Source organism: Streptomyces sp. HSW2009, assembly GCF_040240285.1.
GTDB lineage: Bacteria > Actinomycetota > Actinomycetes > Streptomycetales > Streptomycetaceae > Streptomyces.
Map to the genome: position 1 here is coordinate 1 of NZ_JBEHZD010000130.1, position 15,742 is coordinate 15,742.

13 protein-coding genes and 1 pseudogene are annotated in these 15,742 nt (G+C 72.1%); 4 read left to right on the forward strand and 10 right to left on the reverse strand.

Annotated features, from left to right (window positions below; all coding sequences use genetic code 11):
- Nucleotides 1-162 precede the first annotated feature (162 nt).
- The 6 genes and pseudogenes from AAHZ94_RS12675 to AAHZ94_RS12700 all read right to left on the reverse strand — a co-directional run.
- Nucleotides 163-243: pseudogene (locus AAHZ94_RS12675) on the reverse strand (ATPase); the annotation flags it as partial.
- Entirely contained in the window at nucleotides 244-615 is a 372-nt protein-coding gene (locus tag AAHZ94_RS12680; protein ID WP_349992944.1) for a hypothetical protein, read from the reverse strand.
- A gap of 83 nt (nucleotides 616-698) precedes the next feature.
- On the reverse strand, nucleotides 699-1,106 hold the full coding sequence (locus tag AAHZ94_RS12685; protein ID WP_349992955.1) for a GtrA family protein: 408 nt from the start codon (nucleotides 1,104-1,106) through the stop codon (nucleotides 699-701).
- Nucleotides 1,106-2,056, reverse strand: coding sequence for a glycosyltransferase family 2 protein (locus AAHZ94_RS12690; RefSeq protein ID WP_349992945.1), 951 nt, complete (start codon nucleotides 2,054-2,056; stop codon nucleotides 1,106-1,108). The genes AAHZ94_RS12685 and AAHZ94_RS12690 overlap by 1 nt, the downstream gene beginning before the upstream one ends.
- A gap of 78 nt (nucleotides 2,057-2,134) precedes the next feature.
- Nucleotides 2,135-4,861 (reverse strand): YfhO family protein, encoded by a 2,727-nt coding sequence (locus AAHZ94_RS12695; RefSeq protein ID WP_349992946.1) that lies wholly within the window; start codon nucleotides 4,859-4,861, stop codon nucleotides 2,135-2,137.
- Between the two features lie 844 nt (nucleotides 4,862-5,705).
- On the reverse strand, nucleotides 5,706-6,755 hold the full coding sequence (locus AAHZ94_RS12700; RefSeq protein ID WP_349992947.1) for a helix-turn-helix transcriptional regulator: 1,050 nt from the start codon (nucleotides 6,753-6,755) through the stop codon (nucleotides 5,706-5,708).
- A gap of 429 nt (nucleotides 6,756-7,184) precedes the next feature.
- Here AAHZ94_RS12700 and AAHZ94_RS12705 point away from each other — a divergent pair, with 429 nt between their 5' ends.
- On the forward strand, nucleotides 7,185-8,354 hold the full coding sequence (locus AAHZ94_RS12705) for a S8 family peptidase (RefSeq protein ID WP_349992948.1): 1,170 nt from the start codon (nucleotides 7,185-7,187) through the stop codon (nucleotides 8,352-8,354).
- Between the two features lie 150 nt (nucleotides 8,355-8,504).
- Here the strand turns inward: AAHZ94_RS12705 and AAHZ94_RS12710 are convergent, their stop codons facing one another.
- The gene (locus AAHZ94_RS12710; protein WP_349992949.1) at nucleotides 8,505-8,711 is read right to left on the reverse strand and encodes a hypothetical protein; all 207 of its coding nucleotides are present in this window, start codon (nucleotides 8,709-8,711) and stop codon (nucleotides 8,505-8,507) included.
- 275 nt (nucleotides 8,712-8,986) lie between these two features.
- Here AAHZ94_RS12710 and AAHZ94_RS12715 point away from each other — a divergent pair, with 275 nt between their 5' ends.
- Together AAHZ94_RS12715 and AAHZ94_RS12720 are read left to right on the forward strand one after the other, a co-directional pair.
- The gene (locus AAHZ94_RS12715; RefSeq protein ID WP_349992950.1) at nucleotides 8,987-9,838 is read left to right on the forward strand and encodes a DUF8189 domain-containing protein; all 852 of its coding nucleotides are present in this window, start codon (nucleotides 8,987-8,989) and stop codon (nucleotides 9,836-9,838) included.
- A gap of 197 nt (nucleotides 9,839-10,035) precedes the next feature.
- Nucleotides 10,036-10,488: a lamin tail domain-containing protein gene (locus AAHZ94_RS12720; protein WP_349992951.1), complete on the forward strand. Its 453-nt coding sequence runs from the start codon at nucleotides 10,036-10,038 to the stop codon at nucleotides 10,486-10,488.
- 128 nt (nucleotides 10,489-10,616) lie between these two features.
- Here AAHZ94_RS12720 and AAHZ94_RS12725 read toward each other — a convergent pair whose 3' ends face one another.
- Nucleotides 10,617-11,765 (reverse strand): threonine synthase, encoded by a 1,149-nt coding sequence (locus tag AAHZ94_RS12725; protein WP_349992956.1) that lies wholly within the window; start codon nucleotides 11,763-11,765, stop codon nucleotides 10,617-10,619.
- 273 nt (nucleotides 11,766-12,038) lie between these two features.
- Here AAHZ94_RS12725 and AAHZ94_RS12730 point away from each other — a divergent pair, with 273 nt between their 5' ends.
- Nucleotides 12,039-13,181: a glycosyl hydrolase family 18 protein gene (locus AAHZ94_RS12730; RefSeq protein WP_349992952.1), complete on the forward strand. Its 1,143-nt coding sequence runs from the start codon at nucleotides 12,039-12,041 to the stop codon at nucleotides 13,179-13,181.
- 253 nt (nucleotides 13,182-13,434) lie between these two features.
- Here the strand turns inward: AAHZ94_RS12730 and AAHZ94_RS12735 are convergent, their stop codons facing one another.
- Together AAHZ94_RS12735 and AAHZ94_RS12740 are read right to left on the reverse strand one after the other, a co-directional pair.
- Complete coding sequence (locus tag AAHZ94_RS12735) at nucleotides 13,435-14,031, reverse strand: GNAT family N-acetyltransferase (RefSeq protein ID WP_349992953.1); 597 nt, start codon at nucleotides 14,029-14,031, stop codon at nucleotides 13,435-13,437.
- A 197-nt stretch (nucleotides 14,032-14,228) separates the two neighbouring features.
- Nucleotides 14,229-15,491, reverse strand: coding sequence for a DUF1266 domain-containing protein (locus AAHZ94_RS12740; protein WP_349992954.1), 1,263 nt, complete (start codon nucleotides 15,489-15,491; stop codon nucleotides 14,229-14,231).
- Nucleotides 15,492-15,742: the final 251 nt, after the last annotated feature.

Sequence of the window (15,742 nt, forward strand, 5' to 3'; positions counted from 1 at the left end):
GGGCGGGGCTCTCGCCCCTCCCGGGGGGCTGTGGGGGGGGGGCGGCCCGCCCCGCCCCCCCCCCCCCCGCGGCGGGGGCGCGCGCCGCGGCCCCCCCCCCCCCCGCCGCCCCCCCCCCCCCCCCCCTCGGCAGCAGAGAGCGGCACGTGTCATCCGGCCGTGGGCAGGCTTTTCGGCTCGTGCCCGGGTACTGGCGACGCGGTAGGAATCGGTGCCGGTTTCGATGATGGTGCCGTTGGCTGTTTACACGCCACGGCGAGCGCCGGTCGGCGCCAGGGCCCCGTGCCCGTTGCCCAGAAGGCGGATCGCCTGCGGGCTCTCGGGTATCAGGTCGATGCCCGCGCGGGCCGCCTGATCGGCTTCGGCACAGCGGCCCGTGTAGGAGAGGCCCAGCGAGCGGCTACCCGCCGCCCACCACCGCATCTCCCCGTCCCCGACCTCGCGGGCGAGCAACTCGGCCCCGGTGCAGTATGCGTCCACCGTGGCACGGGCCGCCGCACTGTTCACGGCCGTGTAGCCGAGCACCCCAGCCGACCGGGCGGCGAGCCGGAAGAACTCGGCGCGGACCCGGAGCGGCTGACGGCCGGCGAGGAGCACGTGCCAGATGGTGCGCAAGCCGCGCCTCGCCCACCAACTGCCGTGGACCGAAAGCCTCGTAACGATGGGTGTGCCGACGTACGGCCGGCAGCGTCCCGTGCTCAGCCGCGCGCCGGCTCCTCGTCCGAAGTCGGTGTGGTGGTGGGCTTGCGGTCCACCATGATCGTGCGGGAGACCACGAAGGTGATCGGGACGGCTGCCGCCGCGGCGATGAGGGGTGCGGCCTTGTCGTTCATTCCGGCGAGGTCCACGAGGACGTAGACGCCGCCGGTGGTGATGGTGAAGTTGGCGACCGTGGTCAGCGGGAAGAGCAGGAACGTGCGCCAGGCCGGACGCGTCCGGTAGGTGATGTACACGTTCAGGAAGTACGAGCCGATGGTGCTCAAGGCGAAGGCCGCGATGTGCGCCACCAGATAGGGCAGCCACCACAGCAGGATGAGGTAGCTGAGGTAGTACGTTCCGGTGTTGATGACCCCCACCAGGCCGAACCGTACGAATTGCCCAGTGATCAACGGACCAGGTCCTTCAGGTCGGCCGCCTGCGGGGCATTCGTGGTCTGTACCAGATAGTGCGGGCGGCGCTTGACCTCGTAGTAGATGCGGCCGATGTATTCGCCGATCACCCCGATCATGACCATTTGGACACCGGCGAGTGCGGTGATGACCACGAGGAGCGTGGCATAGCCGGGGGTGTCCACGCCGTCGACCAATACGGTGCCCACGATCCAGGTGGCGTAGAGAATGGCGATGGAAAGCAGCGTGAGGCCCAAATACACGGCGGCGCGCAGCGGCTTGTTGTTGAACGAGATGACGCCGTCGGCGCCGTAGTTGACCAATTGACTGAAGGTCCACTTGCTGCGGCCTTCTTCGCGTACTGCATTACGGTATTCGAAGGTGATGCTCGGGAATCCGACCCAGGCGAAAAGGCCCTTCGAGAATCGGTTGTACTCGGTGAGCTGGAGAACGGCGTTCACGGCCCGGCGGGAGAGGAGTCGGAAATCGCCCACGCCGTCGACGAGTTCCACGTCGACCAGCTTGTTGACCAGCTTGTAGTAGCCGCGTGCGGTCCAGGTGCGGCTGACCCGGTCGCCGTCCCTGGTGCGCTTGGCGATCACCTGATCGTGGCCCTGCTCCCGCAGCTCGACCATGCGTCCCACCAGCTCGGGCGGGTGCTGGAGGTCGGCGTCCATGATGACGACGGCGTCGCCCGTGGCGTAGCGCAGGCCGGCGAACATCGCCGCTTCCTTGCCGAAGTTCCGGCTGAAGGAGACGTACCGTACGCGGGCGTCCGAGCCGGCGAGCCGCTTGAGGAGGGGCAGTGTGCGGTCCTTGCTGCCGTCGTCCACATAGACGAATTCGAATTCGTGCTGGATGGCGAGGAGTTCCAGGGCCAGGTGCTCATGGAAGCGATCGATGACCGCTTCTTCGTTGTAGCACGGCACGACAATCGAGATCAGCATGGTTCTCCCCGTACGGAATCACGGACGACGGGCCTGCTCGGCAGTTGAGCGGGCCGGAGGACAGAGGGGGCGGGCGGGCTAGTCATGGCTCGCCCGCGGGGCCTGCGGGTGGCTTGGGGTCGGTCCGGCCGCGCGCCGGCTCCGCCAGCCGCGCCAGGCGCCGAGCGAGACGAGGGCGAGCAGCGAACCGGCTCCGACGGCCAGCCCGCGGTTGAGGCCGGGTGGTGTGAAGGAGCAGCTCACGGAGGTGGCGTCGGCGCTCAGCGGCACGGCGACGAGACCGAGGTAGGAGTCGGCCGGGCGGCGCGGGCCGTTGCCGGCCGCGCACTGCCAGCCCTCGATGCGGGGCATGGCGAAGACCGCGGTGCCGCGGTTGCCACGGGGCAAGGTGGCGCGGATGCTGTCGCCGTCGACGCGGATCTCGGTGCCGCCGGTGCTGGTCAGCCGTTCGGCGGCGGTCCTGAGCTTGGCCCGGTCCAGGCAGCCGACCGCGCCGAGCGGCACCGAACCGCCACGGGCCGCGGCCAACTCGATCTGCACCTTCCCGTTCGCCGGGACGCGGCCGAGTGACTGGATGGCCGCGGTCCGGTTGACGGGGTAGTCGCCTCGGAAGTCGGCCGGTTCAAGGTTGCCGCCGCGCAGCGTCGCGGTGCCCCAGTAGCGGGGCGCCCACAGGTACACGGAGCTGCCGGCGGGGCAGGTGGTAGTCAGTTCGCCGGTCGGGTCGGCGGCGCGGTGCCTGGCGGGCAGCCGGTAGCTGCCGTCGCGGGTGCGGGAGAGGTCGGTGTTGCCCCCGACGCTCAGCGTGAAGCGGCTGGGGACGGTGTAGACGCGGGCGCCGAGCAGCAGTTCCTGGTTGCGGAACGCGGACTTCCCGTACTGCGGGGTGGCGCCGGGCGGGCGCACGGTGACCAGCGGCGGCACGGGCTGGCGGACGGTGCGCACCGGGCCCGGGTGGCGCGGGTTCCAGCGCTGGTGCGGGTCGAGCGGCGAGCGCAGCCGGGCGCCGACGGAGAAGATGACGTCGGTGACCGGGTTGTCCAGGCTCTGTACGGAGCGGCCCCGCGAGGTCGAGCCGCCGCCGAGCGCGGTCATGGTGCGGCTGAGCACGTCGGCGGTGAGGCTGCTGTAGTACGCGACGCCCTGGCCGCCGAGCAGCATCGGGTCGTTGCCCGTGGTCTGGTTGCGGCCGGGTTCGGTGCGGTAGGCGGGCCAGCCGTCGGCTTCTTCGATGGCTGCGCGCTGCTCGCGTTGACGGTCGCCCCAGGGCGCGTAGTCGTCCATGTGGGCGAGGCGTTTGCGGTCGCTGACGGCCATCGTCGCGGTGGACTGTCCGACCTGCATGCCGATCAGTACGAGGGCGGCGAGCACGCCCAGCAGCGGGCGTCGGTACGTTTCAGCGGCGCTGAACAGCAGATAGGCGACGGCCACGGCGACGACCCCGGCCAGTGTGATGGGCAGCGACCAGTGCAGGAGTGCGCTGTTGCGGGCGGTGAAGGAGAGGGCGGCCAGCACGGCGCCGCCGCCCGCGAGCGCCCGCCAGCCCGGCCGGCCGCGGCTGACCGAGAGCCAGGCCGAGACGACGAGCAGGGCGCACAGCACGAAGGTCTGCCGGAACTGGCTGCCGTTGGGCGTGGTGAAGGCGTGCCAGGCCAGATGGGTCGGCTTCCACTGGAAGGAGAGCAGCACCGCGACGGTGAGCCCGCTCCAGCCCAGGCGCACCCGCCGCGGCACCGCGGTGTTGAACGGCAGCGACAGCGCGAGCAGCAGGGCCACGGTGTCCACGTACAGGGCGGGCGAGTTGAAGCCGTACGAGCCGGGCAGCAGCCGGGCGAGGACGTCCATCCAGAGTTCGGGCTCGAACTCCGTGTCGCTGCCCGGGTATGCCTCGCCTGTGCCCGCGTAGACGACGCTGACCAGCGGCGCTGCCAGGCCCACGCCGATCAGCAGGGCCAGCAGGGGGCGCCAGAGTTGCAGCAGCAGCTTCGCCACCTGCGGTTGGTGGGTGGGGCCGGGGCTGGCTGTGGGGCCGGTGGTGGGGCCGCTAGCCGGGGGCGGCGCCGGGGTGGCGGGCGGCTCGTCGGCCGCGCCCCCCTCCACCACGGCCTCCCCATCGGCCGCGGCGTGCGCCGGGTGCGGGCTGTCGGTCGGGGCGGGGCCGGGGTGCGCCGCCGCCGACTGCGGCCGGACGTCGGCGGCCAGCGGGGGCCGGTCGAAGAGCAGCCGGGCGATGAGGATCAGGGCGGCCCCGATGGTGGCCATGTAGGCGGTGTAGAAGTTGGCCACCCAGACGAGGGCGACCAGCAGCGGTCCTGCCACCATCCGCCGACCGGCCAGCGTCCATTCGCCGACCAGGCACAGCAGCGGCAGGGCGATCAGCCCGTCGAGCCACATCGGGTTGTAGACGGCGCCGGCCAGCGTCCAGCCGCACAGTGCGTACGAGGCGCCCAGCGCGCCCGCCACCCACCAGGGGCCGGTGCGTACGGTGCGCAGCAGCCAGGCCATGGCGGCGCCGGCCGTGGCGATCTTCAGCAGGCTGATGACGTAGACGGCGAGGTCGATCTGATCGCGCGGGAAGACGCCGACGAGGAGGGCGAAGGGGCTGGTCAGATAGGTGCCGTAGTCGGGCAGGAAGCTGGAGCCGTAGCCGGACTGCCAGTTGACGAAGAGATTGCCGTCGGCCTTGCCGTGCAGCACGTCCCAGAGGTGGGCGTGATAGGGGATGAACTGGTTTCCCAGGTCGTTGACGCTGCGGGTGCGCCAGCCGAAAGGGAAACTCCGCGCGATGACATCACCAAGGCACAACGAAATCGCGGAGAGTAGCGCGGCCAGGCCGGCGGCCCGTGCCCGAATAGCTCGGAAAGGCTCAGGTTTCTTCCCGAGTTGCCGCGGAATGACATCCGCTCGGGGCATGGTGAGAGAAGGCATGGTTGCTTTCGAGACGTAAAGGGGCGTGACTCAGCGAAGGAATTGCACGCTGCTACTCAATATCTGTCCGGCCGAGCAGACGCGTTTCCGTGACCCCGGTCACAGATCATCCCGGGCAGCGATGCGCGTGCACACCGAAGCGCTGACCCACACAATTTCGCCCACCTCCCGGGCAGCATGTTCGAGTTCGTCAGCCGGTTTGACGAGCGAAATACGAGAAGGGTTGCCCACTCGCCGAGAGAAAAAGCCTCCCTTGAATAAAGGCGCCCACAGTTCACCTTCAGTCAATGTGTGGTTCAGAAAAGAGCGTCCTGGGCGGCCCGACGCTCTGGGCGCCTTGGGGGGTGGTCGGACGGCCCTCGCGCCGCGCCGGGCTCGGTGGTGGTGGCTGCCGCCGGGGGGCGGAACGCGAGCTTCGATCGACAGGGGGCCGGTAGGCCATCGCGGCGGCGCGCGACACTGGGTGGCGGGTCGCCCTGCGCGGCGTGCTGCCCGGGGGCGCGCGACGCGGGGTGGCGTTGCCGCCCGGAGGGGGACGGACCGGGCCGTACGGTTCGGTGGGCGCGGTCGCGGCGACGCTCAACCCGCCCCGCCGGTGGGCCGGCCACCGAGGTACGACCAACCCTAGGACGTGGTCGACTCCCAGGGTGCGGCCAACCCTGGACCACACCCGCCCCCAACACGTATCCAACCCCCAAGCACAGCCGAGCCCCGGAGTTGGTCAACCCTCATGGTCGAGGAGGCCGAGGCGGGCCGCGCGGACGCCTGCCTCGAAGCGGCTGCCCGCGCCGCGCTTGTGCAGGAGTTGGGTGATCAGGCGGCGCAGCGTACGGTCCGAGCAACCCAGGCGGCGGGCGATGCGTTCGTCCTTGGCGCCGAGGGCCATCAGGTGCAGGATCTCCCGCTCCCGTGCGGTGTACGGCTGTTCGTCGTCGGCCGCCGCGTCGTCGGGGAAGGGCCGGCCCGCCGTCCAGCCGTACTCGAAGACCTGCTGGAAGCAGCGTGCGAGCAACGGGCTGTGCACGATCGCGTCGCCGTCGTCGAAGCTGGGTGCCGCGCCGAGCGAGACCACGGTGACCAGGCCGTCGAAGGAGGCGAAGTGCGCGGGCACCACGGCGCCCACCCTGATGCGGGCGCCCCGCTCGGCGAGGGTGGCCAGGTAGCGGCGCGCGACCGGGGCCCGTACGACCGTCGGCGCGACCACCATCCGCCACCGTACGCCCTGTTCCAACATGTGCAGGTCGTTGACGAGGCTGGCGTCCAGCACCTTGGCGTCGGGCAGCGACTTGCGCATGACGACCACCTCTTCCCGCCCCAACGCGTCGAATTCGCGCAGCCGTTTGCGGAACAGGTCGCGGTCCTGGAAGAACTCCACCTCGGCCGTGTGCGCGCCGTCGACGCGTGTCGACGGCAGCAGCGCCGCCACGTCGTCAATGGCGCGCAATCCGGCGTCCAGCGAGGCGGCGGCCGTGCGCAGGCGTCGCCGCTGCAACGCGATGAGTTCGTCGAGCGCCCGCTCGACGGAGCGGACCGCGTGCCCGTCGTCGCTGAGCAGCCGGCGCTCGATCAACCAGCGCGCCACGCCGTCCGCCAGCGGGCCGCAGCCGTCGTCGCCCCGTGGTGGCGCGCCCATGGTCTGCCGTACGAGCGTCCCGTACACGCCCTTGGCCTCGGCCGCGTCGGCGAAGGGGCGACCGGCCCCGGATGGTCGGGGACATGTGCAGGCCGGGTGACCCTCGGCGCCGCGTGACGTACGAGAATCGATGGACATGCGCCTGACAATATGACGTGTCCGGCCGCTGGACCAGGTCGCGTGCGTGCGGCCGGTGGGGCCCGTGGGGCCGTTGGGCGCGAGCGGCCACGCCGGTTGCGGCCAGTCCGGGCCATGGTCGTCAGGTTGCCTGCGCATTACCGTCGTGGCTGTACCAACCAGCCGGTGCGTGGCCGTCGTGACGCCCACGCGCGGCTCCTGTCCACGCACCGGTACGGCACGGGCGTGGACGGGTCGACGGGGTACCCCGCCCCGTCGACGGGGTCACCCCGCCCCGCGTCCCCGTACCTCCACCGCACCGCTCGCGCCGCTGGCCCGGCGCGGGATCTGGGCTGCCCGCAGGCGGCTGACCAGCGGTGACGGGGACACGGTCCGAGCCCACCGCCGGCGCCCACCGACCGCCGGCGGCAGACGAAAGGTCTTCCCCCGATGAAGCGTTCCCGTCTCGCCGCGATGCTCCTCGCCGCTCCCATGGTCCTGGTGCCAGCGGCCACGGGTGCGGCGTCCGCCGCCACACCCGAGCCGTCCGCCCCGATGGTCGCCGTACAGCAGGCGGCCCCCGGCAAGGCCGTGCCGGGCAGTTACATCGTCACCCTGCGGCCCGGGGTTGCGCCCCAGGGCCTCACCAAGTCAACGAGAGTGCAGACCCAGTACGTCTACTCCAAGGTCTTCAACGGTTTCGCCGCCAAACTGACGCCCACTCAGCTCGACGCGCTGCGGGCCAACCCCGCCGTGCGGGCGATCGAGGAGGACCAGAAGGTCACCGCGAGTGGCACGCAGACCGGCGCCACCTGGGGCCTGGACCGCGTCGACCAGCGCAATCGCCCGCTGGACAGCTCGTACACCTGGAACCGGGACGGTGCGGGCGTCACCGCCTACATCATCGACACCGGTCTGGACAGCGATCACCCGGAGTTCGGTGGGCGGGCGCAGAACGTGTACAACACGGCCGGCGGCGGCAACGAGGACTGTCACGGGCACGGCACGCACGTCGCGGGCACGATCGGCGGCTCCACCTACGGCGTCGCCAAGGGCGTGGCGTTGCGCGGCGTGAAGGTGCTGGGCTGTGACGGCAGCGGCTCGTTCGCGGGCATCATCGCCGGGTTCGACTGGGTCCGCAAGAACGCGGCCAAGCCCGCGGTGGCCAACGCCTCGCTCGGTGGCGGCTATTCGGCCGCGGTGAACACGGCAGCCGCCAATCTGGCCAACGCCGGGGTGCACCTGTCGGTGGCCGCGGGCAACGACAACCAGGACGCCTGCAACTACTCTCCCGCCAGTGCGTCCGCCGTGCTCACCGTGGCCGCTTCGGACAGCAGCGACCGCAAGGCATCGTTCAGCAACTACGGGCGCTGCGTGGAGACTTACGCGCCCGGCGTCTCCATCACCTCGGCCCGGATGGGCGGTGGCAGCACCCAGATGAACGGTACGTCGATGGCATCGCCGCACGCCGCGGGGGTTGCCGCGCTGTACAAGGCCAACAATGGTGACGCCTCGTCAGCCACCATCAACAGTTGGATCACCACCAACGCCACGCCGAACGTGATCACCGGCAACGTGAACAGCACCCCGAACCGGCTGCTGTTCAAGGCCGACCTCTGAGCCGGCCCCGCGCCGGCCGCGCGGGTCACCTGGGCCGGTTCGGGCCGCTCGGGCCGCTCGGGTTGCGCGGACCGCTCAGGTTGTTCAGGCCGCTCGTCCAACCTGGGGCACCTGGCCGCCTCGGGCCACCCAGGAGGCTGACCCGCAGGGTTACTCGCCGGGCCGGCCGACCCTGATCGATCTCCCGTACGGGGCGAACGTACGCGGCAGCCATACGCGGCGGGGGGGGGGGGGGGGGGGGGGGGGGGGGGGGGGCGCGGGCGCGGGGCCGCCGGCCGCGCCCCCCCGCCCCGCCGCGCGCGCCGGGGGGGGGGGGGGGCGGGGCTGACGCATGAACTGGCTTATGGAATAGGCCATTTGAATGAGCACGCGACCGTCTGGACGTGTCCTTGGTACGGCGCGGCGACACGCCTTCGGCACGTACGGCGCGGCGTCATCGCGGGACCACGGCGGAGCCTCGACGGAAGCGAGTCCGCGGCAGGGGCCGGGTACAGCCCGTCGCAGCGGGACAGCCAGCGTACGACCGGGTGTTTTCGGCAGAGGTGGCCAAAGGGGCGTCCTGGCACCGGGGGCGGGATAGGGGCACGATGCCCAGCCTGACGAGCAAGGCCGCCACCGAAGGAGTGTCGATCATGCACCGAGGGTTACTGGCGATGCGCAGCAGGGTTGGGGTGCGCCGGCGGGCGTGGGGCGGGGTGCTCGCCCTGCTGCTCGCGACCGCGGGGGTGGTCGCCTCGCCCCCGTCCCACGCCACGGCGGGCGAGCGGAACACGGCGGGCACACCGGCCGTCGCGGCGTGCGCGCCCGACACCGAGGCACAGGGAGTGGCCAGCTTCGCGGAGCCGAGCAGCCTGGTGTCGGTGCCGCGGAAGGACGGCCGAGTGGAGCAGTTCCAGTACTTCACGGACAACACCGCGCAGCACCGGATGTCCTTCGTCTGGCACCGGACGCAGGACGAGGCCGGCGGCGATTACGGGCCGTGGCGGCGGGTGAGTGCGGTGCCGGTGGGGCCGAAGGTCACCAGTTACGTGAACGCGGCCGAGGGTGCCGACGGGCGGATCGAGGCGTTCTTCCCCTCGTACGGCATCCAGTGCCACACCGCGCAGGTCGCCGTCGACGGGACCTGGAGCGCGCCGCAGGACTTCGGGCTCAACCCGCCTCCGTACTGGGGCGGGGTCGCCGTCTTCGCCGACCGGGCGGGGCGGCTGCACGCGTTCGCGTCCACGAACGACTACGGCACCTCCATGTACACCAGGGCCCAGGACGCCACCGGGGCCTGGCAGGCCCGGCAGTCGATGGGGCGGGTGCCGAACGAGTTCTCGGGGCTCAGCCAGCCGAGCCGGGTGAGCGAGCTCCCCGACGGGCGCATCCGGGTGGTCGCCCACGAATGGAACGCCGACTCCCTCTACTGGCAGATCACCCAGCGCACACCGGGTGGCGCGTGGGGTGTGTGGGAGTCCTGCCAGGCCGCGGGCTGCCCCTGAGCAGCCGTACGGGGCCCCCGCCGTACGGGCCCGGGCTGGGCGCGCGGCAGGTCCACCGCGCACCCGGCCCTATATCAGGAGATGGGCGCCCGCACCGCACTTCCCGGATATAGCACTGATATCCGGGAAGTGCCCTTAAAGTGATCCCCTCGCCGGGGGCCAAGGGGGGTACCCGGCCGTGATCACGAAGGAAGCCCATGTTCTCGCTCCGTACTGCCGCCTGCGCAGCCGCCGTCGCAGGCGCGGTCCTGGTGCCGCTGCTGCCCGTCCAGGCGCAGGCTGCCGGTTCCGTGCACCTCCAGAAGATCTACTACGACAGCCCCGGCAAGGACGACCGGTCCAACCGGAGCCTCAACGCCGAGTACGTGCAGATAAAGAACTCGACCAGCCGCGGCGTCAACCTGCGAGGCTGGACCCTCACCGACGCCTCGCGGCACAAGTACACCTTCGGCTCGTACACGCTGGGCGCCGGCAAGACCGTGACGGTGCACACCGGTAGCGGCAAGGACAGCGGTTCGACGCGCTACCAGAAGCGCCGGGCGTACGTGTGGAACAACGACCGGGACACCGCGACGCTGCGCAAGTCGTCCGGCAGCAAGGTGGACACCTGCTCGTACAACTCCACCCGGTACGACTACAAGAACTGCTGAGCCACCGGCCGGGCCGCGCCGGGGTGACGTTTGGGGCCGCTCCCCCGGTGGCGCGTGGGGGCGCCTCGGGCCACGCCTGGGCGACACCTCAGGTCACGTCGAGGGTTACGCCTCGGATCACCTCAGGGTTACGCCTCGATGCCGGCCGCCCGCAGCCGGCGGCGCACCGCGTCCCACTCGGGTTCCACGGGGGCGCTGGTCCGGCTGCCGACGCCGACGTCCTTGAAGCCGCTTGAGGTGGAGATGCACACCACCGGCCCTTCGACGTCACCCACCTGGCGCAAGCCGGCCAGACCGGCCGCTGCGGACAGTTCGACCCACAGGCCCTGGGCCGCCAACTCCCGCTGGGCAGAGCGCATTTCATCGTCCGTCAGGAGCAGTGGTCGGCCGCCGCTCTCGCGCAACGCCACCACGCCGCGGTAGCCGCCGACGGAACAGTCGATGCCGTACGCGTCGGTGGGACCCACCTCGACCTCGGTCGCGGGCACGCCGGTGCGCACCGCCGCCGCCAGCGGGCCGCCGGCGGCCGGCTCGCAGGCGAAGATCTGCGGTACGGACGCGGTGACACCGAGCCGGCGCAGTTCGGCGAAGCCCTTCCACACCCCGTAGAGGAGTTCGCCGTAGCCGGTGGGCACGAACACCGCGGCAGGGGCGCCGATTTCGGCATGGATCTCGTAGGCGATGGTCTTGTAACCCTCGGGGCCGAACGCGTGCCCGGTGTGGGTGGGTGTCTGGTTGCTGACCGGGTGCAGTCCGCAGCGCTCGACGACGGTGCGGAGCAGCGGCCACCGGTGCTCGATCGGTACCGGCAGCACCACCGCTCCGTACGCGTGCAGGAAGGCGTCGACGGCCGGCGGGGTGTCCACGGCGGTGAAGACGACGCAGCGCAACCCGGCGCGCGCCGCGTACGCCGCTGCCGCCGCTCCGTGGTTGCCGGACGAGGCGACCACGATGCCGGGCGCGCCGGAGCGCAGTGCGGCACTGGTCGTACAGCGGTTGAGCCGGTCCTTGTGGCTCCAGGTGGGGTTGCGCGCCTCGTCCTTCAGGTAGCAGCCGGGCGCCAGTTCGATCAGGGGGGTGTCGCCCTCGCCGAGGCCGGGCGCGTCCAGTGGGGGCAGCAGGGGCGCCCAGCGGTCGAGCCCGGCGCCCCGGGACAGGCCGGCCCCGGCCGCGTAACCCGGCGCGAACAGGGCGGTGTCCACGCGCTCGTACGCGTAGTCCACCTCGACCGGATAGGAGACGGTGTCGGTGCTGGTCCGCGGGCAGCCGCGGGTCAGCGGGGGCCACAGCGGATAGCTGATGTCCGGGTCGCCGAGTGAGCGCTGGGCGGTGGCCAGCGTGCGGTGAACTGTCACGCCGCCCGAGCGTAGGCGCTCGCGGCTGCGGGCCACAGGGGGCCGGGCGGACGCGGGTGACATCGGGCCCGTGGGTGGGTTGGGTGGGCGGGGGTGATGGGGTGTGTCGCGGAAGGGGGCCGGGGACATCTCGGGGGGCGCCCGGATGGGGCAGTCGCGGGTGCGGGGTGGGTGGCGGGCGCCGAGACTGGGCCCGTGATCACGCTTCGTACCTGGGCGCCCGCAGCGGTACTCACCCTGCTCGCCCTGTCCGCGCCGGCGCAGCCGGTGGCCGCACGGCCCGCGGCCGACGGGCCGGCGCCCGCGCGCACGGTCTCGGCCTGGCTGCCCTACTGGCAGCAAGAGGGCGGCTACCGCAGCGCGTTGGCCCATGCGGACCAGCTCCACACGGTGAGTCCGTTCTGGTACGAGATGACCGGGCCCGAGCAGTTCACCGAACACCCGGGCGCGGGTGAGCTGCGGATCGTCGAAGGGTTGCAGCGGGCCGGGATCAAGGTGCTGCCGACGGTGACCGAAGCACCGGGGGCCCGGGCGATGGCCGAGCTGCTGGGCGACCCGACCCGGCGCGCCACCCACGTACGGGCGCTGCTGCGGCTGGCCGAGAGCCGCCCGTACGACGGTCTCGACCTGGACTACGAGCGGATGAACGAGGACGCCGAGCCGGAGGTGCTGCGGCGGGTGCGGGAGGGGTTCAGCGCCCTGGTCGACGAGGTGTGCGGGGCGTTGCACGACCGCGGGAAGCAGTGCACCGTCGCGGTGTATCCGCGCACCGAGGGCGAGGACTCGGCGCGGGTGTACGACTACGCGCGGCTTGGCCGCTCCGTGGACCGGCTGCGCATCATGGGCTACAACCTGCACGACGCCCTCGGTCCCCCGGGCCCGTTGACCTCGCCCGACTGGTACGACGCGATCCTGCGGTACGCCACCGCGCAGGTGCCCGCGCGGAAGATCGAGATGGGCATCCCGGCGTACGGCTGGGACTACCGCGTCGGCGACAGTGGGCGCGCACTGCACCGCACCACCCGCGAGGCACAGGCCCTGCGGAAGCGTGTCGGCGCCCGCTACGAGTGGGACGAGGCTTCGCGCACCCCGCACTTCAGCTACCTGGACGAGGGGCGCCGGCGCGTCGTCTGGTACCAGGACAGCCGTGGCATCGGCGCCCATCTGCCGACCCTGCACGCGCACGGCGTGGTCAACACGGCCCTGTGGGCACTGGACTTCGAGGAACCGGCCCTGTGGAAGACCCTGGCGAACGGCGCCCGGGACCAGGCCCGTGCCCGGGCCGGCAACGGCAACGGCAACGGCAACGGCAACGGCAACGGCAACGGCAGACCGTAGGGTGAACCACCCTGCACGGGGCGAACGCGGCGAGGCCGTCCCGTGCCCGTGGGACTCGTTAGGTGCCCCCACCCAACCGGCGACAGACCGCCGGGCGAACCACCCCGCACAGGGCGAACGCGGCGGGCAACGGTCCGGGCCGGGCAAGAGCCACCCAGCGGCGGACGGCGCCGAGCGAGCCGCCCCAGTCCCGGCCCGGCCACCCCAGGTGCGGGGCCAACCACTCCGACGTGATCCCGTCACCCCGCCCAGGTCACCCCAAGGCGGCGGGGCCGGCGAGCCCGGGGGTCGGCTGCCCCTGGCGTTCGACCCAGTCCGCGCGGCGCAGTTCGTACTCGACCTCGCCGTGTTCGGTGCCCGGCAGCGGGTCGTCGAAGTGCACGTGGAAGGTGCGTACGTAGCGGAGTCCTGACTTCTCCATCACTCGACGGGAGGCCACATTGACCGCCATGGTCTCGGCCCATACGCGCTCGACGCCGAGGTCGTTGAACCCCTTGCGGAGCAGGGCGCGGGACCCTTCGGTGGCGTATCCGCGGCCCCAGAACGCCGCCTTCAGGCGGTAGCCGAGCTCCACCTCGCGCACGCTGCCGTCGGCCGGCGGTTGGAGGCTGAGCCACCCCACGAACTGCCCCGAGTCCCGTTCAAAGGTCGCCCAGCGACCCGCGGGGCCCAGCTCGTAGTCGCGCAGGATCTTCGGCAGCACCTCGTTCTCGATCACGGAGCGCGGCGTCGGCTCACCCGTGAGGTAGCGCATCACGGCGACGTCGCCGTCCAGGTCCACCAGGTGGTCCACGTCGGCCTCGGTGAACCGGCGCAGCAGCAGGCGTTCGGTCGTCAGGTAACCGGTCATCGGCACACGACCCTCTTCGTGGGGGGTAGGAGATAGCCGCCATGGTGCAGGTGGCTGGCCCGGGTCGTCCAAGAAATTTCCGCCAGGGCCGGGCCGCCTCCAGTGCGGCGGTGCGGCGGCGTGACACGCATCCGGTCCGGACGCCCCGACCAGCCAAGACGATCCGAGTGCCCCGGCCCGCCCGGCCCCGCGTGCGGCTACTTCCAGGGGATGTTCCGCCACGGGCTGCCGGGGTCGGACATCAGCAGTTGGTGGGCCGCCGCCATGTCCTCGTACCAGTCGCCGAACTCCTCCTCGTCGAAGTGCAGACAGCGACCGAGGATGTAGGCGGCGGAGAAGTCCTGCCAGGAGCGGTAGTTGGCCTGGCTGAGCCGACCGGCGCGCAGCACGCCCTGTTCGGCCTCCTCCAGGGTGCAGTAGCGGGCGCCGAGTCCCCAGCGGGCCATGCAGGACGCCCGCCCGTAGTCCCACGCCTCCACTGAGCGGACGAACTTGCCCTCGCCCAACAGCCCGTCCGCCCGGAACCTGGCCTCGTACCGCATGATCCGGCCGATCAGCCGCCGCACCCCGGCCACCTGGGAGCGCACCTCAGCGTCGCTGCGCGGCTGGGCCACCGTCACCCCGTCGGGCGTGATGCGCGGCTCGGCCGCCTCGGCTGCGCTGTGCCACAGGGCGCGCTCGGCCACCTGCCGCCAGTGGTCCACCTCGACCGCGCCGGCGAAGTCCAGCGCGAGCGAGCGACGTATGCCGAGCGTGAACTCCCATACGGGGCTGGTCATTTCGGCCCGCAGCAGCAGATCTTGGGTGCGCTGCCAGTCGGCCCGCGAGCCGATCCCCCACCACTCGCCGAGCCGATCCCGCTCGGCGGTGTAGCCGCCGCCGTGGTAGGCCATGGCGTTCCACAGTTCGCCGTTGCTGACGGAGAGCAGCGCCCCGCAGGCCAGGCCGTGCGCGACCGGTCCGCGCAGCGGCCCGCCGATGTACAGGGCGCGGAGTCGGCGCGGCGGCTGGCTGCACCGGGCGGCGCGCTCGGCGTGCTGCTGCCAGACCGCGCGGTGGCTGGTCGTGGTCGGGAAGTACGCCTCGCAGGGGCTACCCGGGTTGACCGCGAGCCACCGCGGGTCCTTCGCACCCCACACCCGCGCGTACCAACCCAGCGACCCGGAGTGGAAGACGGGGTCTTCGACCGGCACGGGCAGCATGCCCTCGGTGTAGACGGCCAGACAGTCGGTGCGGGTGCGCGGGTCGCGGTACGGGGTGAAGACGACGCTGTCGGGGCGGGCGTCCACCCGGGCCCGCGAGTCGGCCACGAACAGCGGCGTACGGGCAAGCACGTCGAAGTAGCCGGCCCAGTCGCCGCGGCCCTTCGCCTCGTACAGGTCCTGCTCGACGGCGCTGGGTGGCTGCCAGCCGGACGGCTGCTCCTGCTGCGACTGCGGTGCCGGCTGGGGGTGGGCCACGGGGTAGTAGGCGCTGCCTGGTAGGGGCGCCGGGTACGGGGCGCGGGCGCTCGGCGCCGAGGGTGCGGCGGTCGGCGCGGTGCTGCCGTCCAGCGGCTGTGTCTGGGCCTGCGGGTGCGCCTGCGGCTGCGGCGCCTGGTCGTCGGGGGGCGGGGTGTCGACCGCGCCGCCGGCGCGGCGCGGCGCGGGGGGGGGGCGGGGGGGGGGGGGGGGGTTATCAAAGTCAGGCGGCGCCCCCTAGGCGGATGGTT